General features: G+C 66.5%; 22 protein-coding genes and 1 pseudogene. 8 read left to right on the top strand and 15 right to left on the bottom strand.

The features are described from left to right. Window positions 1–73 precede the first annotated feature (73 nt). The 8 genes from JEK78_RS09860 to JEK78_RS09895 form a co-directional block, all read right to left on the bottom strand. The gene (locus JEK78_RS09860) at window positions 74–385 is read right to left on the bottom strand and encodes a SpdD-like protein (RefSeq protein WP_200263711.1); all 312 of its coding nucleotides are present in this window, start codon (window positions 383–385) and stop codon (window positions 74–76) included. A gap of 12 nt (window positions 386–397) precedes the next feature. Beyond that, a complete protein-coding gene (locus tag JEK78_RS09865; protein WP_200263712.1) occupies window positions 398–553 on the bottom strand; it encodes a hypothetical protein in 156 nt (51 codons plus the stop codon). Between the two features lie 13 nt (window positions 554–566). Then, a complete protein-coding gene (locus JEK78_RS09870) occupies window positions 567–758 on the bottom strand; it encodes a mobile element transfer protein (protein ID WP_200263713.1) in 192 nt (63 codons plus the stop codon). Between the two features lies 1 nt (window position 759). Continuing rightward, window positions 760–954, bottom strand: coding sequence for a hypothetical protein (locus JEK78_RS09875; RefSeq protein WP_200263714.1), 195 nt, complete (start codon window positions 952–954; stop codon window positions 760–762). Between the two features lie 18 nt (window positions 955–972). Continuing rightward, window positions 973–1,632 (bottom strand): DUF2637 domain-containing protein, encoded by a 660-nt coding sequence (locus JEK78_RS09880; protein WP_200263715.1) that lies wholly within the window; start codon window positions 1,630–1,632, stop codon window positions 973–975. 80 nt (window positions 1,633–1,712) lie between these two features. Next, on the bottom strand, window positions 1,713–3,068 hold the full coding sequence (locus JEK78_RS09885) for an FtsK/SpoIIIE domain-containing protein (RefSeq protein WP_200263716.1): 1,356 nt from the start codon (window positions 3,066–3,068) through the stop codon (window positions 1,713–1,715). A 3-nt stretch (window positions 3,069–3,071) separates the two neighbouring features. Beyond that, window positions 3,072–3,428, bottom strand: a complete 357-nt coding sequence (locus tag JEK78_RS09890) for a hypothetical protein (RefSeq protein WP_200263717.1) — start codon at window positions 3,426–3,428, stop codon at window positions 3,072–3,074. A 139-nt stretch (window positions 3,429–3,567) separates the two neighbouring features. Next, a complete protein-coding gene (locus JEK78_RS09895) occupies window positions 3,568–4,347 on the bottom strand; it encodes a GntR family transcriptional regulator (RefSeq protein ID WP_200263718.1) in 780 nt (259 codons plus the stop codon). A gap of 18 nt (window positions 4,348–4,365) precedes the next feature. Here JEK78_RS09895 and JEK78_RS09900 point away from each other — a divergent pair, with 18 nt between their 5' ends. Then, the gene (locus tag JEK78_RS09900; RefSeq protein WP_200263719.1) at window positions 4,366–4,830 is read left to right on the top strand and encodes an NUDIX domain-containing protein; all 465 of its coding nucleotides are present in this window, start codon (window positions 4,366–4,368) and stop codon (window positions 4,828–4,830) included. Between the two features lie 385 nt (window positions 4,831–5,215). Next, complete coding sequence (locus JEK78_RS09905) at window positions 5,216–6,505, top strand: IS4 family transposase (RefSeq protein ID WP_242483248.1); 1,290 nt, start codon at window positions 5,216–5,218, stop codon at window positions 6,503–6,505. A gap of 231 nt (window positions 6,506–6,736) precedes the next feature. Here JEK78_RS09905 and JEK78_RS09910 read toward each other — a convergent pair whose 3' ends face one another. After that, a complete protein-coding gene (locus JEK78_RS09910) occupies window positions 6,737–7,573 on the bottom strand; it encodes a DUF4231 domain-containing protein (RefSeq protein ID WP_242483388.1) in 837 nt (278 codons plus the stop codon). Between the two features lie 41 nt (window positions 7,574–7,614). Next, window positions 7,615–7,941, bottom strand: coding sequence for a hypothetical protein (locus tag JEK78_RS09915; protein WP_200263721.1), 327 nt, complete (start codon window positions 7,939–7,941; stop codon window positions 7,615–7,617). Between the two features lie 725 nt (window positions 7,942–8,666). On the opposite strand from JEK78_RS09915, the gene JEK78_RS09920 reads away from it, so the two are divergent. The 3 genes from JEK78_RS09920 (at window position 8,667) to JEK78_RS09930 (ending at window position 11,274) form a co-directional block, all read left to right on the top strand. Further along, entirely contained in the window at window positions 8,667–9,071 is a 405-nt protein-coding gene (locus JEK78_RS09920) for a hypothetical protein (protein ID WP_200263722.1), read from the top strand. Continuing rightward, window positions 9,068–9,814, top strand: a complete 747-nt coding sequence (locus tag JEK78_RS09925; protein WP_200263723.1) for a hypothetical protein — start codon at window positions 9,068–9,070, stop codon at window positions 9,812–9,814. Before JEK78_RS09920 ends, JEK78_RS09925 begins: the two co-directional genes overlap by 4 nt. 258 nt (window positions 9,815–10,072) lie before the next feature. Further along, window positions 10,073–11,274, top strand: a protein-coding gene (locus JEK78_RS09930) for an IS3 family transposase (protein ID WP_200259843.1) whose coding sequence is annotated in 2 segments (ribosomal slippage) — window positions 10,073–10,364 and window positions 10,364–11,274 — 1,203 coding nt in all. Because the reading frame shifts where the segments join, the coding sequence is not laid out codon by codon here. A gap of 20 nt (window positions 11,275–11,294) precedes the next feature. Here JEK78_RS09930 and JEK78_RS09935 read toward each other — a convergent pair. The 4 genes and pseudogenes from JEK78_RS09935 to JEK78_RS09950 all read right to left on the bottom strand — a co-directional run bounded on the left by JEK78_RS09935 (window position 11,295) and on the right by JEK78_RS09950 (window position 13,331). Further along, complete coding sequence (locus JEK78_RS09935) at window positions 11,295–11,579, bottom strand: hypothetical protein (protein WP_200263724.1); 285 nt, start codon at window positions 11,577–11,579, stop codon at window positions 11,295–11,297. Further along, window positions 11,576–12,307 carry a GntR family transcriptional regulator gene (locus JEK78_RS09940; protein ID WP_200263725.1) on the bottom strand — a complete coding sequence of 244 codons (732 nt, stop codon included), beginning with the start codon at window positions 12,305–12,307 and terminating at the stop codon, window positions 11,576–11,578. The genes JEK78_RS09935 and JEK78_RS09940 overlap by 4 nt, the downstream gene beginning before the upstream one ends. Continuing rightward, window positions 12,276–12,545, bottom strand: coding sequence for a hypothetical protein (locus JEK78_RS09945; RefSeq protein ID WP_200264082.1), 270 nt, complete (start codon window positions 12,543–12,545; stop codon window positions 12,276–12,278). The genes JEK78_RS09940 and JEK78_RS09945 overlap by 32 nt, the downstream gene beginning before the upstream one ends. Before the next feature lie 508 nt (window positions 12,546–13,053). After that, window positions 13,054–13,331 (bottom strand): annotated as a pseudogene (locus JEK78_RS09950) (hypothetical protein). An 80-nt stretch (window positions 13,332–13,411) separates the two neighbouring features. Between JEK78_RS09950 and JEK78_RS09955 the strand changes: the two are divergent. From JEK78_RS09955 to JEK78_RS09965, 3 genes are all read left to right on the top strand, one after another. After that, a complete protein-coding gene (locus JEK78_RS09955; RefSeq protein WP_200263727.1) occupies window positions 13,412–14,221 on the top strand; it encodes a GntR family transcriptional regulator in 810 nt (269 codons plus the stop codon). Window positions 14,222–14,496: 275 nt separating this feature from the next. After that, on the top strand, window positions 14,497–15,327 hold the full coding sequence (locus tag JEK78_RS09960; protein ID WP_200259770.1) for an IS5 family transposase: 831 nt from the start codon (window positions 14,497–14,499) through the stop codon (window positions 15,325–15,327). Continuing rightward, a complete protein-coding gene (locus tag JEK78_RS09965) occupies window positions 15,324–15,746 on the top strand; it encodes a hypothetical protein (RefSeq protein ID WP_200259772.1) in 423 nt (140 codons plus the stop codon). The genes JEK78_RS09960 and JEK78_RS09965 overlap by 4 nt, the downstream gene beginning before the upstream one ends. Window positions 15,747–16,308: 562 nt before the next feature. Here the strand turns inward: JEK78_RS09965 and JEK78_RS09970 are convergent. Further along, a complete protein-coding gene (locus JEK78_RS09970) occupies window positions 16,309–17,469 on the bottom strand; it encodes a DNA sulfur modification protein DndB (protein WP_242483328.1) in 1,161 nt (386 codons plus the stop codon). Window positions 17,470–17,685 lie beyond the last annotated feature (216 nt).

The following is a 17,685-nucleotide window of genomic DNA, read 5'->3' on the forward strand; positions in this document are numbered from 1 at the left end:
CGGTTGACAGATCGGACAGGGGCGGCTCCCGGGCGGCGGATGCTTGGCGGTATCGAAGCCGCCCGGGAGCCGGTCAGCGACGCTTGGCGTCGGCGTTGACGAGCGAGCGGATCACCAGGGCGCAGACGGCGACCGAGGCGCCCGTGATGGCGACGGCCAGGAGCATGGAGACCAAGACGGTGCCGACGACCAGGACGACGGCCGTACCGCCGCCGACGAGGGCGAGCGCCGCGCCGGGGGTGAGCTGGACCGTGGGCCGGGACGGAACCGGGACGGTGGCCGGCGGGGTGGAAGTGCCGGGGGTGATCGTGGTCGGTTCGACGACGGTGGGCGGGGTGACCGTGCCGGTGGGCTGAGGCATGGTCGGGAGCTTGGGCCGGAACATCAGCGGATCTCCTTACTTGACGGCGGTGTCGATGAGCGGGGCGAACACGCTGTCGGCGAGGAGGAAGCCGCCGAGGAGGAGCACGGCGATGAGCCACCAGGGCGGGCGGACGAGCTTGACGCCGAGCCAGCCGACGACGATCAGGGCGAGCCAGAGCGGGACGTCCATGACGGGTGGCCTCCTAGCGGACGCGGCAGCGGTGGGTGCGGGCGGCGAGCTGGGCGGCGGACTGGCTGGAGTAGTCGGCGGACCAGCCGCAGCCGTCCGCGCTGCACACGGCGGCGTGCTTGGTGTGGCCGTTGCGGTCGCGGTGGGTGCCGATCTGCACCGGGCCGATCCGCATCACGGAGTGGAAGAAGTCGCGGGCGGGCATGTCAGTCGGTCTCCGTTCGGGTCGGGTCCGGGGCGGGGAAGGTGGCGCGGATCGCGGCGGCGGTGGCCGGGTCGGCGGTGAGGCGGGCGGCCTCCTCGGCGAGCAGGTGGGCCAGGTAGGGCCGGTTCGCGGCGGTCATCTCGCGGGTGGCGTCAAGGTGGTCGGCGGCGGTCAGGTCGGCCGGGTCGATGAGCACGGCATGTCTCCTGTCGGGTCAGGTGAGCTGGGCGGCGATGGCGTCGGCCAGGTGCGGCGGGACGCCGAGGCGGGCGCGCAGGGTGTCGGTGTCGATGCGTGCGCCGGTCCGCTGCTCGTGGTCGTCGGCGACCTTGCGGGCGTGGTCCACCAGCGCGGCCGGAACCGGAACGGAGTGGACGGGCGGGAGGGGCGGGGCAGCGTCGGCGGAGTCAACTGGGGCCGGTTCCGGCTCAGCAGCGGAAGCCGGTTCGGGTTCCACCTCGGGCACGGGGACCGGCACCGGAGCAGGGTCCGGCGAAGCCGAGGTGTGGTCCGCGGACGAGTGGGCGAGGAGAGTGCCGCCCATGAAGGCCAGTGCCGGCCATGCGGCGACGAGGATGCGCAGCCAGGCCGGGACGGCGTCCAGGTCGAGGAGTCCGGCGGTGGCGACGTTCGCGCCGAGCGAGGCGACGAGGGCGATCAGGAACCAGCACCAGGCCAGCCGGGACGGCCCATCCGTACGCAGCCGTCGCCAGGCGGCGACGAGGAGCAGGTCTACGGAGACCGGATAGGCCCAGGCCTTCCAACCGTCCTGTCCAGCGGCGGCGGCGAGGTCGTGAAGGTGGGCGAAGGACAGTGCCCCGGCGATGACGGCCTGAACAAGTACGGCGTCCACGCGGAGGGCGGAGCGGGTCATGAAGGCTCCTCCTGTGATCGGGCCTGGCGGGGGTAGGGACCCGGCGCGAAGGGCGGTCGCGCCGACCGTGGGGTGTGACTTCAGGCCGTGGCGGGGGCTGTCTTGGACAGCGGCACACGGGCCGAGGGCAATGCGGCGACCGGGGGCCGGAACTCGGCCAGGGCCGGGAGTTCCGGGGTGCGGTCGGCGTGCTTGTTGCAGGTGTTCACGGCGTGCCGTAGCGAGGTGTGCGGGGCGCGGATGCGGTGCCAACCGCCGGTGGAGTCACCGGCGATGGCGAGCCCGCGCGTCTCAGCGGGAATCTGGATCGCGGCAAGGACCGCATCCGGGGCGATGTCGCCGAAGGCCATGTTCGCCGAGGTCTCGTCGTTGACACGGTGGGCGGTACGGCCGGTGAGCTGGGCGCGCAGCATCGTGATGCCCTTGCCGAGTTCCGAGCCGAAACGCTGCCCACAGATCTCCAGATAGATGCCGGCCGCGCGGCCGAGCTGGGCGAGGCGGACCAGGGCGGTGATGATCCGGTCCCGCCGCTTCTCCTCCTCCTTGCTCGCGAAGAGAGCGAGTTCGGCGACCTCGTCGACCAGGACCACGACCGGCACCGGCCGCAGGCCTTCCGGCAGGTCCCAGATGTCGGCGGCAATCTCCGCATCCGGCACGGCGACGCTGACGCGCTGCTCTGCCCGGATGAGCTGATACACGTCCCCCATGTGGGACACCAGCGCCTCCAGCAGTTCCAACGCGGTATCGGGGTTGTCGGCGAGCGCGGAGAACCGGCGCGCCAGCGGGAACAGCTCCACCCCTTGCTTGCAGTCGATGCCAACGAGGGCAACGTTCTGCGCGGCGAGGCCGGCGACGAGGTTGCGCTGATAGACCGACTTGCCGGACTCCGTCGCACCGAGGGTCAGACCGTGCGGGACGGCACGGTAATCGCGGTAGTGGACCGAACCGTCCTCCCGCAGCGCCACCGGAACCCGCATCGGGCGAGCGTCGGTCTTGGCAGGCATCTGCACCTGCTTGAGTACGTCGTAGCCGGTCATCCGGATCTCGACGACGCCCGAGCGCAGCTCACGGGAAGTGACGCCGTACATCCCGAAGGAGTGGCGCAACCGGTCCGAGGCGGCAGCGACGTCGAAGGCGTCCTGTCCGGGCCGGAGCTTGAGCCGCAGGACCAGTCCGGTACCGGTGGGCCGCACCCGCAGGATGCGCGGCGCGCGGGACTCCGGCGCCGGGCGGTTGGTCATCCGGGCCAGCGCCAGACGCCAGCGCGAGGGCGGAACCGTCAGGCCGCAGGCGTCCATGACCGAGCCGTACCGGACCAGGACCCGCAGGACAGCGAGGGTGACCCCGAAGGTCAGCCAGTACCAGGCGGGGCGCCGCCACCGCAGGAGACCCGCAGCGGCGACGACCACCAGCAGTAAGACCGTGGGCCACGTCATGGCTCAGGCCGCCTTCGAGGCCGAGTCGACGTCGACCAGCGACGTGACGGCGACCGCGCGGAAGGCAATCCCGTGCCGCTTCTGGCCGTTGAACTCGTTCTCCCACGGCCGCGCGACCAGGCCGGTGAGCGCGACCGGGGTACCCATGGCCAGATCACCGGAGAAACCGGTCTCCGGAACAGTGATGGAAAGGATCTCCACCTCGTCGTTCGCCGCGAACATCACGTCGACCGTCATCAGCTTGACGCCGGTCTCCATGTCGGTGGCGATCTCACCGGTACGGCGGTCACGGACCTTGGGCTGCGGGGCCTTGGCGACCATCACGGTGGCACCGGACGTCTCCACGGGAATCTGACGCACAGCAGATCACTCCTCTATAGATGTCGAACTCCGCCACTCATGTACATGAGTGATGGGAAGAAGAGTGCCTGACTCCTATACATGAGTCAACCCGCCGCGGCTACGAAGTCGCGACGGGTTGCGAGGAGTTGAGCGGGCGTCAGTCGGCGGCGGGGATCCGATACTCGAAAACGAACTGGTCAGCGGCCATGAGCGTGTCACAGACCTCGACCACGAGCCCCGCAGTCGTGCGAGCCTCCCGAACCAGGTGAACCACCGGCGCACCAGGGCTGAGCGCCAGCTCGGACGCCTCCGCCTTGGTCGCCGGACGCGCTTGCAGCGTCTCGACGAACTCGGCGAACTCATGCCCGTGGTCCTCGAGTCGGGCATAGATGCCACCACCGCCGGGATTCTCGGCGAACAGTTCCGGGATCTCCTTGACGACATCCCACGGGAGGTACGAGGTGGCGGTCTCGACCGGGGTGCCGTTGCGGAAGTAGAGACGCCGGCGCGCGAGCACCTGAGTGCCGACGGGTACGCCGAGCCGCCGGGCGGCATCCTTGGGGGCCTCCAGGGGCCCGATGTAGAGGACGCTCACTTTCGCCGTGGCACCGGACTGCGCCGACTCCGCGAGATACGCAGCCTTGCCACCCTGCCGAAGGGAGCGCCGGAAGCGATCCGAGGAGCGGTGCCGCACCGGCGGCCGGTCCTTCACGATCGAGCCCTTGCCGTGCCGGGTCTCGACGAGCCCGCTCGCCCGCACCTCGACCATGGCCTTACGGATCGTGCCGCCCGAGACGCCGTAACGCTCCACCAGCTCCGATTCACTCGGCACCATGTCACCAGGCTTGAGCACACCGGCCCGGATCTGCCGCACGATCTCATCGGCGATCTGCACATACCGAGGCCCCGACCTGCCCCCCTCTACCGCAGTTCCCATAGCCCTTCTCTGCCTCCTATGCTCCTGTACATGAGTCAATCACAGGAAGCAACGGCCTCACCCCTGCACTCCGTATCCGTTGCCGGAGTCGTGGTGCGCGAGGACGGGCGCCTCCTGGCGATCCGCCGAGCCGACAACGGCGCATGGGAGCTCCCCGGCGGCGTGCTCGAACTAGACGAGACCCCCGAGGCTGGCGTAGCCCGCGAGGTCTGGGAGGAGACCGGTATCCACGTCGAGGTGGACGAACTCACCGGCGTCTACAAGAACACGACCCGCGGCATCGTGGCCCTGGTCTTCCGCTGCAAACCCTCCGGCGGCACCGAACGCACCTCTGACGAGTCGACAGCCGTCTCCTGGCTCACACCCGACGAAGTCAGCGAGCGCATGGCCGAGGTCTTCGCCATCAGACTCCTGGACGCCTTGGACGGCAACGGCCCCCACGTACGAAGCCACGACGGCAAGCAGCTCATCTCAGCGGGATAAGACTTTCCCTACTCCATCAAGAGCCCGCGCACGGCGCGGGCGCGCGCCGCCTCTGCGGCGCGGCCTGCCTCCTGTCTGCGCCCCGGCTGACCGCGCCCGGCGGCGCGCCGGCGTCTGCGGGCATGAAGGTGGGAGAAACCCTCTGTGGCTGGGGCGGTCGGCTCCACGGCTTTAGGCCAAGGCCGTGAAGTTACGGTCCGGGCTGGGTTGTCGATAGGGCTGTGATCTGCGGGTTCGGGAGACGCAAGAAGCGGAGCCCCGGTAGAACTGGCAGTCGACCAAGACAACCGTTCACTCACCGGAGGCTCCGCTGTCCGGACAGTCTGCCATCACGCGTGTCGTCAAGGTGGCCGAAGGACTCTATGCCCCGGGTCACTTAGGTGAGTTGACCCGGATCGTTCCGTTCGAGCTGGTCGATGCCGTGCTTGTCGAGTGCGGAACGGTCCAGCAACGGCTGCGGAAACTGCCCGCGCGGGTCATCGTCTACCTGCTGCTGGCCGCAGCCCTGTTCGAGGACTGCGGCTATCGCGAGGTATGGCGCAAGCTCACCGGCGCCCTGGTGGGGCTGCCCCTGGTGAAAGTGACCGCGACCGCGCTGTGGCACGCCCGCTGCCGGCTCGGCGTGCGCCCGATGCGAGCCCTGTTCGACGTCCTGCGCGGACCCGTCTCCGCGATCCGTACGACCGGAGCACGCTGGAAGGGCCTGCTCGTCGTCGCGATCGACGGTACCCACCTGGACGTCGCCGACGACGAAGCGGTCCGCGCCAAGCTGGGCAAGGGGTCCAACCAGTACACCGCCGCCTCGGGATACCCGCAGGTCATGCTGGTGGCCCTGGTCGCCTGCGGCACCCGCGCGGTCATCGACGCGGTCTTCGGGCCCCGCAAGCCCGGCGAGTCCGTCCTGGGCCGCCGCCTGGCACGCTCCCTGACCAACGACATGATCGTCCTGCTGGACCGGGGATTCTCCTCCAATCCGTTCCTGACGACCGTCGCCGGCGCCGGAGCGGACTTCCTCGCCCGTCTCTCCTCGGGACGCAAGCCGCCCGTCCTGGCCGTCTTTGCGGACGGCTCGTTCCTGTCCAGGATCGGTGACATCGAGGTCCGCGTCATCATCTGCGAGATCACCATCGCCACCAGCGCGGGCCGCCGCACCGGCGCCTACCGGCTGGCCACCACGCTCCTTGACCATCGCACCCACCCGGCATTCGACCTGGTCAGGCTCTATCACGAGCGCTGGGAAGTGGAATCGGCCTACTTCGAGATCAAGAAATCGATGCTCGGCCGACGCGTCCTGCGCTCTCGGACCTGGCCCGGCATCGCCCAGGAGATCTACGCTCTCCTGACCGCCTACCAGGTGATCCGGATCGCCATAGCCGACGCTGCCCAGGCATCCGGCGCCGATCCCGACCGATGCAGCTTCTCCATCGCCCTGAACACCGCCCGTGACCAGATCGTCCAGGCTCAAGGCGTGATCGCCGACACCGTCATCGACCTCGTCGGCGCGATCGGGCACGCGGTCCTGGGCACTCTCATGCCCGCCCGGCGAATCCGCCTCGGCCCCCGCGCGGTCAAACGGCCCTTGTCCCGATACGCCTACAAGAGCATCAAAGTCGACCGCCACACGTACAAGGCCACCATCAGCATCGACATCTTGACGTCGGCTCCCGAACCCTAACTTCACGGCCTTGGGCTTTAGGCAGCCACTTTGGGGCGAGCCTCTAAGATCATGGCCCCAACGTCGTGCTTTAGCGGGCAGGTCCACAGACTGCCCGACGCGCCGGAAGCTTACGGGGCCATGATCACTCGCCCCAAAGCAGCTCCAGCCCAAAGCCGCTCCGCCGACCGCGTGAATACCCGCAGCCGTGGGCGGCTACCCAAATTTCACGCATGGATCTCGCAGCGTTGGCTAGATGACTTGTTGCTGTCCCTGCTGTGGCTGATCAAGCTGCTGTTCTCTCATGCGTTGCTCCGCACGCAGCCCTTCTACAGTGGTGGCATAAGTTCTAAGATTCTCTTCCTCGTCGGCCGCAGCATAGGGGGCGATGCCTAGTTCAAGGGCAGTGGTGTGCTGCTCAATACTGTCAGCTGTCTGCTGCAGATTGAAGGCCCTTTCACGGGGCTTGAAGTAGCCAGCAGCAGCGGTGATTACTGTGACCGTAGCGCCTAGCCCAATCAGAACACCCTTTGCCGGTTGTGGCGGATCATACCAAGCGGTGACGCCGGTGATCGCCGCCGAACTAATGAAGAGAAGCCATTGCATCAGCAGGTGCAGGCGTCGGTAATGGCGCGACTCTTTACGCAACCGGGCAATCTCCCAAGGGATTATCTCCTTATAGGATGCCTGCCGGTCCGTAACAGGCGGAGTATGTCGTCGCGCCTCAAGGACGTGCCGCTCCTCAGCCAAGGCAAGTTCGAGCCGCAATTTCCTGACGGGAGTCTCAGAGTCCGCCCATGGACTCCCGACTCCGAACTCAGCAATTCCCTGGATCACCGAGGCTGTTGCTAGGATGAGTGCAACAGCAGCAAATATTCCATTGACCGCAGTTGGGGTATCTCCATGCAGCCAGATGAAGACCTTGACACCAGCCCAAGCGAGGAGGGTCACAATTAAGAAGATTGGAGTGGCGTAAAGACCGAAGACCTGCAGGCGGCGATTTTTGATCCGCTGCAAGAGATCGGCGATTTCTCGGCGATGTTCGATGAGAAGATCGGTGGTATAGCCACCAGAAGGATTCCCCAGCATCTCGCGCAACTCCTGATGAATGTCGTTGAGGCTCTGCCAGCCTAAGCGCCTTCGCGCTCCCCGACCGACGGCTCCTCTTGAAACTTTAGCACATCTCCCAAAAACAGGTAAGTTCCAGTGATGTACCGAGATGCCTCATATTTAGTGACGTCGGCGTGTGCTCCCTTGTTTCCGGCGTCAGCGAAGGCGTCTAGGCGGCGACCCAGATATTCCAGATCGGCCACGATTACGTCTCTCTGGGTCTCACTAATGCCGGGGCGATTCACGATCCAGTCAACAAGCCGGTTGATGAAGTGAGCATCGGTCATCGGACGCTTACCCACCGGCTCACCTGGAGGTCTCAATTCGTCGGCTACCGACTTGATCAACCTTCGACAGGTTGTTAGCAATGCATGACAGTGAGGGCATGCGTCTGCACAAAAGCTGCCTATGTGACCAATTTTGCAGTATGTGCCATCTTTCTGACGCTGTTGTTCGGTGAGCACATCGCTGCAGACGCTTCATGGACCGTTGACCGGAGGCGAAGGAGCGGCTGGGCCAGGCATTCATGTTCCTAGGAGACTCGTGCGGCAGGAGGGATGGGTGGTCAAGCAGCAGCCGCTGGGCCGTCTCTGGGCCGTCTCTGGGCCGTCCGAGGGCGCTCGAAGGCGACCGGCGACGACCACCACTGACAGGTGTGGCAGTCGGCACCCGCAGGTCACCCATCCGGATCTGCGACACTGGACGAGCCATGCCTAAGCCCGGAGAACTAAACTGACGTGCGGGTGATCCAGGCATCGGGTGAATGTTTAACTGCGTGACAACGCCGGTCGAGCGCGGACGTCTGCGCACCATCGGCGCAAGTGAACGGCACGACCTCCGAAGACGCTACGCCTACCGATGTCACTTCGGGACGAAAAGGGCAAAGCAGTATGGGTGATTACTGTGCTGTGAACACGCCTTCAGCAGCGGTTTTCGGTCAGCCCCCACATTGCCGGTCCTTTGCTGTGGCATGGCCAGTACAGTCAGTCAGTTCTGACATGGGAAACGACCCGAACCAGACAGCACCGACCGCACGGGCGCGCCACCCGCCAGCCGAAGGGGGAACCGTTCCATGTACCAAGAAGCAGTCATGGCCGTGAGTACAGGAGCTGCCAGTGGAGTCCTCTCCTACCTGCTCCAAGGTCAGGCCGACGCTTTGCGCACCCGGATTTCGGCCATCTTCCGTCGCGGTGGCAACCCTCAAGAGGAGACCGCTGCCCTACAGGTGCTGAACGAGCACGCAACAGCCCTGGCTCGGCATGAAGTCAATGAGCGCACTGTCACAGACGCCTGGACCGAACTGTTTGCTGCCTTTCTCAAGGCTCACCCCGACGCCCGTGCTGACATCGAGGAACTCAAGGCAACGGCACCGACGAAGACGGTCAACATCGGCTCACAGCACAACCACGGTTCTGGGCCCTTTATCGGTAGCGACCACTACGGCGACATCAACATCAACACCCGAGACGGCCGATGACCACCGACGACGCGGCGCCTCCGGAACAGCGCCATGTCCAGATCAACTACGGCGACGGGGCTTTTGTCGGCCGTGACCATCACGGTGACATCAACATTCATCACGAGATCGACCCACAGACCCGGGTCACGCTGACAAAGATTGGGAGGATCGCGCCCGGGCTGTCCCAGATGCTCGAACAGGCCCTGCGAGATGGCGTCATCTCCCCTGAAACGGCAAGCCAGATCTCCTTGGCCGCCAGGAGTATCAACGAGGACGTCGCCGACCAGATCTCGCGCGCTTCCCGGAGTATCAACGAAGACGTCGCTGGCCTACTCGGTCATGCAAGCAAGAGCATCAACGAAGACGTCGCCCACCAACTGAGTCACGCCGCGGAACAGCTATCCCGCACCTCCAAGAAGCTCGACTTTGACAAGCTCGACCACATGGTCAGGCGCCTGGAAGGGCTTCTCGACCCCCAGGGAGGAAACAATCTGCACAGAGTTGCCACCCGGTTGGAGGGCAGTCTGAGCGAGCTCAGCGAAGCAACGCACCGGGTTGGAAACTTGAAAGGACACAACCCTCAGACAAGCAAGCTAGAGCAGGTGACCATGTCGCTCGCTGAGATTGCGAGGCGCGTGGAGGAAAGGGTTACCCCACCCCCGCCGGTGATCCTGCCCGATTGGGTGGGACGGTGGCGTTGGCTTGGCATAGGCGTTCTTCTTGGGATCGCCATATCGATCGTGGTCGTGACTTACTCGTAGCGCGAAAGGCCGTGCCGGATTCACTTGTGGTCTCGACCATGGGACCCAAGTCGCTGGGAGAATCGTAGGACAAGGTCAGCCGACGCCGACCGACAATTGACAGAAGCCCACGGCATCTGAACTGGTCAGAGCTGTGGGCTTCCTCGGGCCCGCTGGTCAGCGAGGCCGGTGACCAGTAGACCGGCTCTCGGGCCTTGACCCCGGATCCTGGACACCCGAGACACTTGGATCTTGAAGGTCCAGGAGAACGGATGTCCCGTGGTCATGAAGCACTACCCGCCTGAGTTCAAGGCGGACGCGGTCGCGTTGTACGAGTCGCGGCCCGGGGCGACGATCAAGTCGGTCGCCGCTGATCTGGGGGTCAACCCGGAGACGCTGAGGAACTGGATCCGGGCGGCCGGTGCCGCCCGTCCCCGTGGCCGCCGCCCGGAGGGTCCGGCGGTGCCGGAGTCTTCGCTTCAGGCAGAGCTCGCCGCCGCGCGGAAGAAGATCCGCGAGCTGGAGGAGGAACGCGAGCTCCTGCGGAAGGCCGCGAAGTATTTCGCCGGGGAGACGCGCTGGTGAACCGCTTCCAGTTCGTCTGCGACCACCAGCGCCGATACGGCGTGAAGCGGTTGTGCCAGGTCCTGGGCATCGCCCGCTCCAGCTTCTACTACTGGCGCCGGACCGCACCGGACCGGGCGGCCCGCCGGGCGGCCGACGCCCAGCTCGCCGCACGGATCCAAACCGTCCACCGGGAGTCGGACGGCACCTACGGTGTCCCCAGGATCACCGCCGAGCTCCGCGAGGACGGTGAGCGCGTCAACCACAAGCGCGTCGCCCGCCTCATGCGCACTGCCGGTATCGCCGGGACGCGCCTGCGCCGCAGACACCGCACCACGGTCCCGGACCCGGCCGCCGCGAAGGCGCCCGACCTGATCGGCCGGGACTTCACCGCCACGGAGCCGAACACCAGGTATGCCGGCGATATTACGTATCTCCCGCTGGAAGGTGGGAAGTTCCTCTATCTCGCCACGGTCATCGACCTCGCCTCGCGCCGCCTGGCCGGATGGGCGCTGGCCGATCACATGCGGACCGAGCTCGTCACCGATGCCCTGGACGCGGCGATACGGACCCGCGGCAGCCTCGCGGGGGCCGTCATGCACAGCGACCACGGGGCGCAATACACCAGTCGGGCCTTCGCCCACGCCTGCGCGAAGGCCGGTGTCCGCCAGTCCATGAGCGCGGTCGGCAGCTCGGCGGACAACGCGCTGGCCGAGTCCTTCAACGCGACGTTCAAGCGGGAAACCCTCCAAGGCCGCAAGAGCTGGTCCAGCGAGCGCGAAGCCCGGCTCGACGCCTTCCGATGGCTGAACCGCTACAACACCCGACGCCGCCACTCACGACTCGGACAACGCAGCCCGATCGCCTACGAGACGGCACTCGCCGCAACATCAACTACGCTGGCTCAAGCCGCATAGCCCGTGTCCAGGATTCGGGGTCAAGGCCCCTCCAATCGGTGGCCTCGGCTGGTCGCCACGCGGAGTGTGTCCCTCAGGGCTCCGGTCAGGTTCTTCGCCAGGAGCCGCATGTCGTCCGGGGCCGTGTCGGCGACGAGCATGTCGATCGCTTGGTCCAGTAGTTCGGTTGCCGTGCCGAGTTGTACTGACTCGATGTTGTCGGCCAGGCGGGACATGTAGCCGCCGTTGTCATCGGTGCTGAGAAAGCACGGCTTGCCGTCGGGCCCCGTCCAGGGGAAGAGCCGCAGTTCGTTTGACGTCGTCATGTTTTCGCCGACCTCTCGTCGATCACGTAGTGAGTGGTGAACACCGCGTCGGTGCGGTCTCCCGGCAGCACCAGGAGGGCCGCCTCGACCACGCGTCCAGCGGTGTCGGCCGTCTGGCGTGTGACGGCGAGGACTGCCAGGGCAGAGCTGATCCGGAGAGTGGATGCCTCCTCCGGTGTCGGGAGGCGAACGCTGATCTCCTCCCGGACCTCGGCCGGCGGCGGGCGGAGTTCCGTCAGTCGCGTCACCACCGCCTCGTACGGGAGTGGCTCGCGGAGCATGGTGGCCGGCGCCAGGTCGCAGGGGACGTAGATGCGCGCCAGGCTGTGAGGTCTCTCGTCCTCATGGCCGAGACAGAGGATCTCAGTCAGAGGACTGCCGGTCGGCATCTTCAGCAGGGCCGCAAGATGCCCGCGGGCCCGCACCCTGGTGGTGTGGACGGTGACGCTCAGGGGGGCAAGATCCATGCTGTGCACGTCCAGGGTTCGTCTCCCGCCGACGTACGTGATCCTGTGCAGCGGACGGCGGACGAAGTTCCCCTTGCCGTGGGCCTTCTCGATGAGGCCTTCCGCCTGGAGTACGGCGAGGGCATTCCGCAGCGTCGGCGTGCTGACCATGTACTGCGCGGCCAAATGCGCCTCAGAAGGCAGGCGTTCGCCGGGCTTGAGTCGACCGGTGACGATCCGCTCCCGGAGGTCATCGGCGATAGCGTCGCGTCGCGAGGGCACGGGCGGGATCACCGCCTCTCACTCGCACGAGCCGCAGGGCGACGAGCCGGGTCCCGGTGTGGATGGTCAGCAACTCGCCGGAGTCGAACACGAGTCGTTTGGCTCCGCCGGGCAGTTGGAAGAGGTCGGTCACCCGGCACTGCTGGCCCCCGACCTGGATGACGTCGCCGAGCTGCACGCTGGTCGAGGTGATCTCGACAGGGGAGAGCACCGCGCCGCTGAGTGCCGGCCCCCTCACCGTGCCGCCTCCGTCGGTACTGGGCACTCGGCGGTGGTGTGGCACGAGCAGGCGCAGGCTTCATAGATCACCGGCACATCGACCGGTGCGGTGACCGGGGACGACTCCGCGCAGGCATGGTGTGTGCCGATGCGGCAAGAAGTCGACCGGTAGGAATCGGGCCCCGGTTGGGAGGTGTGGGGCTGTTGGCGGGAAGGCATCAGCGGTCACCCGCCGAGGCGTACCTAGGACCGGCGAGGGGAGCGCGGCTCACGGCCACCGAGCGGTGCCGTGCTCGTGCCTCACTGGCCAGTACGTACGGGCGGACGAGCGCCGTTTCCTCCCCCACGAAAACGCCCGTGTGCTCGCGGTGCCGACGCAGGAATAGCACTGCGCCGTAAGCGACTTCCGGGGGCACGGCCACCGGTCGCGCAGGCGTTTCGGAGCGGCGGTGCCGACCCTTGTGGAGGTACCGCTCCCTGAGGCGCGAGGCGGTACGGCGGATACGATTGAGCACGGTGTTCAGCTCCTATCGCTGATGCCCCGGTCCCCCGACATCGCCCGTTGCGGGGACCGTTTGCGTACGACCGCCCAGAGGGTGCGGTCGTTCGAACTGGTGGCGAGGAGGCCGAAGCGGTCGGCATCGGCCACCGCTTCCAGGACCTCCCGCCATGACTCGGCGGAGAGTGGTTCCGGCACCTCCGCCTCAATGGCCGTGCAGTCGTCGCGCTCCTCCACACGCGTGGCGAGCCCGACAGCCGATAACCGGGCTGCGATGGCCTCCGCGCGCGCCTTGGAAGCAGGCACAGGGCAGCCCTCCGGTTAGCGGCGATCACTTTGAGTGAAGCTAGTTAACTAGATTAGAGCTAGTGGACTAGATTTTCCATATGCCTGAGCAACCGCCCTATCTCCGCATCGCCGACGAGCTACGGTTGCGGATCGCGGAGCACGAGTGGGAGCCGGGGGACCGGCTTCCCTCCCGCGCCCAGATCGGCCAGGAGTACGGCGTCGGCGACAACGTGGTCCGCCGGGCGCAGGAGTTGCTGATCTCCCAGGGTGTGCTCGAAGGCCGCGCCGGTTCCGGCACCTACGTCGCCGAGCCAAGCCAGCGCGTGCGGATGGTCCGGTCATCGGCGCGCGAGCAGCTCAGCGGCTCCCCGTTCCGGGCGGACATGAAGGCCGTGGGCAGGCAGGGCGACTGGGAGAGCCGGACCGAGGCCAAGGTTCCGGCACCGGCGGAGATCGCCACGCGTCTCGGTGTCTCCGAAGGAGAGCTGTGCGTGCGGACGGCGTACGAGTTCCTCGCCAACGGCAGGCCGGTTCAGCTGTCGACGAGCTGGGAGCCGTACGACCTCACCGCCGGCACACTCGTCGTCCTCCCCGAGGGAGGGCCGCACGCCGGAGCGGGCGTCGTGAACCGCATGGCGGAGATCGGCATCACCGTCAGCCACGCCGTGGAGCAGCCGGAACCGAGGCAGGCGACCGCCGAGGAGGCCTCACTCCTGGGCGTCCAGAAGGGCGCGCTCGTCACGCACATCCGGCGGACGTACTACAGCGACCAGGGGCGGCCCGTGGAGACCGCGGACATCGTCGTGTCCGCCGCACTCTGCGAGATCGTCTACGAGATCCCGATCAGTCGCCAGCCGCGCACCACAAGCGCACCAGACCGAGCGGGAAACAGCGGGGAACCACGGTGAAAGCCGCCAAGGCCGACGAGGCGGCATCCGTACCGTTCGTGCAGGTCAGCGGCTGAGTCGGCCGTGAATGATCGCAGCTTCCCAAGCTGAGAGCGCGAGTTCGATTCTCGTCACCCGCTCCACGAAGAAGGCCCAGGTCAGAGACTCGGGCCTTTTTGCTGTGCGCTGCTCTCAGAGTGCGGTATGTGGCGTTCTGTCGGTCTTGTCATCGCTCGATGGTGTGACGTTGGGGCATCGTTGCCGGTCAGGCGTTCGGGGTTCGCTTGGGTTGTGGCATGAGCATGCGCAAGCCGTACCCGAGTGATCTCACCGATGAGCAGTGGGAGCTCGTCGAACCCGTGATCACGGCGTGGAAGGCCCGGCATCCGTCGGTCAGCGGGCATCAGGGGAAGTACGCGATGCGGGAGATCGTGAACGCCATCCTCTACCAGAATCGCACGGGGTGTCAGTGGGAGTTCCTGCCCCACGACATGCCCCCGCCCGGAGCGGTGAAGTACTACTTCTACCTCTGGCGCGACGAGGGCACCGACCAGGACATTCACGACCTGCTGCGCTGGCATCTGCGAGAGAAGCGGAAACGATTAGCCGACCCGAGCCTGGTGATCCTGGACACGCAGAGCATCCACGCCGCAGTCGGCGTCCCGGCCACGACGACCGGCAAGGACGCCGCGAAAAGGGTGCCGGGGAGGAAGAGATGCCTGGCCGTGGACGTACTGGGCCTGGTCGTGGACTGCGTCGTCCTGCCCGCCTCCGCGCACGAGAACACCGCCGGCATCGCCCTGCTGGACGGTGTCGCCGGGCAGTGCGACACCGTGGCCAAAGCCCTGGTCGACCAGGGCTTCAAGAAGAAGGTCGTCGATCACGGCAAGAACGTGGGCATCGACGTCGAGATCGTCGAGCGCAACCCGGCCGGCAAGGGCTTCGTCGTGCAGGCCAAGCGGTGGATCGTGGAGCAGACGAACGGGATCCTGATGTTCTACCGCCGTCTCGTACGCGACTACGAACACCGGCCCGCCTCCTCCCGATCCCGCGTCTTCTGGGCGATGACCTCCGTGATGAGCCGCCGACTCACCGGAGCCACCCTCGCTTCCTGGAGGACCACGTGAGCGAGAACCCACAGGTCAAAGCCATCCTGGAACACATCGAAACCCGCGAGCGTGAACTAGCCGACCAGGCCGGGCAGTTCCGGGACCGCATCGAGGAGCTCAGAGTGCGGCTCGGCGAGATCGACGCGGAGAGCGAGAACCTGCGCATCACCCGCAAGACCCTCCTCGCTCTCCCACTGCCCACACCCGCCACTGAGCCGGACCGCCCCGACATCCCGGACCACCCCGCCTACCAGCAGATCCTCACCGCCCTGGCCGACGAGGGCCGACCGATGCGCGCCCGCGACCTCTGCCAGGCCCTCGACCTGCCGACCCTCCCGAAGAACACCGAAGGCATCCGCTCCAAACTGAAACGCCTGGTCAGCCGCGGCATCCTCGTCGAACCTGAACCCGGCTTGTTCACCCGCCCCGAGACCTGAAGGCCACCCCGAACCCACGACCAGCGGTCCTTCCCCAACCCTCAATCACGAAACGGACAAGAGCTCACGTTCCGCACTCTCAGTCGCCGCGTGCCAGATTCGTATCAGAAGGCCTGCCGCACGTCCTCTTCGCCTCTTCCGCCCGAGGCTTCTTCGCGGTCACGTCAAGGCTGCCTTGGGCAGCGCCACACCTGTCGAGGGCGAGGCAGCGGCTGAGGACCGGAATGCGGCACGAGCAGGGTCGCAGAGCCCGGGCACCGTTCCCGATCTACCGGTGACTCGTCGGTGGGTTCGGCGTAGGCGAAGACGGTCAGCGGCCGGGCATGCCTCGAGACGCGGCAGTGTATGCCCTTGAGGAGGGTGGTAAACCCCCAGGAAGGCTGCCTGGGGGTTCCTCCTTGGCCGAGCGCTTGGCCGGCGCCCGTAGCCGGCCTCGGTTCGCCGGCGGCGTCTCTGCACGGCGTACGAACCCACCCTTGCTGTGCCTCGGGCCGGCGACACGTGCGTGAACGTCCAGCAGGGATCGAGGGGCGGAGGCGGTCTGCTTCACTCCTCGGAGAAGCTAGAAGCGCCCCCGGATCTGCTTACCCGCTTCGCTCTCGGGGCGGTTCAGTGCGTCGTAGACCTTGTGGCCGGAGTCGCGGGCTCCGCCGGCCCAGGAGACGGCTCCTCGATCAGTGACCTTGGCCGCGATACCGCTCCAGTACTTCGCCTCGCGCTCCCACTTGACGTCCTCCAGCAGTCGCTCCAGGGTGACTCCGTCGGTAAGGGGGTCGGTGCTCCAGGACATACAGCGGTTGATGGTAGCGCCGAGGCCGGCAACGACAGCGGGGGCGGTGATGGCGGTCTTGGAGTGGAAGAACTGGGCGTTCTCCTGGAGGAACGCGCCCATCGTCTCCATGACCTCACGCTGCACGACTGCCCTGTCCGGCCGGGTGCCACTCTCGTCGACAGGGATGTCCTCGTGTTCGATACCGGTCGACGCCGCGTGGATGCCAGCCTTTCCGAGCATGGCAGTGGCGATGAAGGTTCGCAGGACGGACATCGTCATCCACTCCGCCGCCTTGTCCGACACCTGGCGTTTGCCGGTGAGGATCAGGCTGGACAGCTGGGCTGTCGTCTCGCCCACCGGTACTTTCAGTGACTCCATCAGCTTGCGTGTCACCGTCGTCCCGAAGTCGCGGCCATCCATGGACATGGCCAAGGACTTGTCGACCGGCACGCCCTTCATGTTGCGGTCGTGGAAGATCTGGCGGGCGGCCATGATGCCGATCCCGTGGAAGATCTCGAACGACAGCGGGACCGCTCCGAAATCGAAGTCCTCACTCAGGTCGTACGCACCTGGGTGGGACTTGATCCGGTGCCAGGCGGTCACCTGGGTCTCACTGTCGAGGACGTAGAGGCCATCCTTGATCGGCAGGGCGGATGAGCCCTCTTCGGAGATCATCAGTGGACGTGGCGACCAGAGGGTGATCTGTGGCAGCGACCAGGCTTCGTCGTAATCTCCTCGCAGACCTGCCGCGATGTAGTCGGCGTACTCGCCGACATTCTTGGCCTTCTTGCTGCCGGCCGTACCGAGAAGCCGCTGAACCCCGGCGCGCGTGCGGGCGTACTCGCCGATCGGTCGGCCGGCCTTCTGGGCCCGTTTGGCAGCGTCCTCGACCTCTTGAGGGTCGTTGACGATCGCCAACAGGTTCTCGCAGTCGATGACGCCGTTCGCCATGACCCCCCTACGGATCTCCCGGAGTTCGACTGGGAGGCCGGTCGTCACAGCCTTCAAAGGTGTGGGCATGCGTAAATCCCCATGTTCCTGAGCGTCCCTGACGTGCCGTCAGTGGCAAGTATGCCAGTGCGTGACTCGTTTGCGGGGCGACTGATCAAGAGGGAGCGTCAGCCGTCCTCGGACGCGATGCCGTCGGGGCCTTGTCATCCGACCTGG

Origin of the sequence: Streptomyces sp. HSG2, from assembly GCF_016598575.1 — a bacterium.
In the GTDB taxonomy this organism is placed as follows: Bacteria; Actinomycetota; Actinomycetes; order Streptomycetales; family Streptomycetaceae; genus Streptomyces.

Bases quoted from the DNA above. Each gene is read 5' to 3' on its own strand.
- JEK78_RS09935 (WP_200263724.1), bottom strand. From the start codon at position 11,579: ATGACGACGTCAAACGAACTGCGGCTCTTCCCCTGGACGGGGCCCGAC.
- JEK78_RS09880 (WP_200263715.1), bottom strand. From the start codon at position 1,632: ATGACCCGCTCCGCCCTCCGCGTGGACGCCGTACTTGTTCAGGCCGTC.
- JEK78_RS09920 (WP_200263722.1), top strand. From the start codon at position 8,667: ATGTACCAAGAAGCAGTCATGGCCGTGAGTACAGGAGCTGCCAGTGGA.
- JEK78_RS09870 (WP_200263713.1), bottom strand. From the start codon at position 758: ATGCCCGCCCGCGACTTCTTCCACTCCGTGATGCGGATCGGCCCGGTG.
- JEK78_RS09860 (WP_200263711.1), bottom strand. From the start codon at position 385: ATGTTCCGGCCCAAGCTCCCGACCATGCCTCAGCCCACCGGCACGGTC.
- JEK78_RS09970 (WP_242483328.1), bottom strand. From the start codon at position 17,469: ATGGCGAACGGCGTCATCGACTGCGAGAACCTGTTGGCGATCGTCAAC.
- JEK78_RS09910 (WP_242483388.1), bottom strand. From the start codon at position 7,573: ATGCTGGGGAATCCTTCTGGTGGCTATACCACCGATCTTCTCATCGAA.
- JEK78_RS09865 (WP_200263712.1), bottom strand. From the start codon at position 553: ATGGACGTCCCGCTCTGGCTCGCCCTGATCGTCGTCGGCTGGCTCGGC.
- JEK78_RS09885 (WP_200263716.1), bottom strand. From the start codon at position 3,068: ATGACGTGGCCCACGGTCTTACTGCTGGTGGTCGTCGCCGCTGCGGGT.
- JEK78_RS09925 (WP_200263723.1), top strand. From the start codon at position 9,068: ATGACCACCGACGACGCGGCGCCTCCGGAACAGCGCCATGTCCAGATC.
- JEK78_RS09895 (WP_200263718.1), bottom strand. From the start codon at position 4,347: ATGGGAACTGCGGTAGAGGGGGGCAGGTCGGGGCCTCGGTATGTGCAG.
- JEK78_RS09960 (WP_200259770.1), top strand. From the start codon at position 14,497: ATGAGCATGCGCAAGCCGTACCCGAGTGATCTCACCGATGAGCAGTGG.
- JEK78_RS09955 (WP_200263727.1), top strand. From the start codon at position 13,412: ATGCCTGAGCAACCGCCCTATCTCCGCATCGCCGACGAGCTACGGTTG.
- JEK78_RS09900 (WP_200263719.1), top strand. From the start codon at position 4,366: ATGCTCCTGTACATGAGTCAATCACAGGAAGCAACGGCCTCACCCCTG.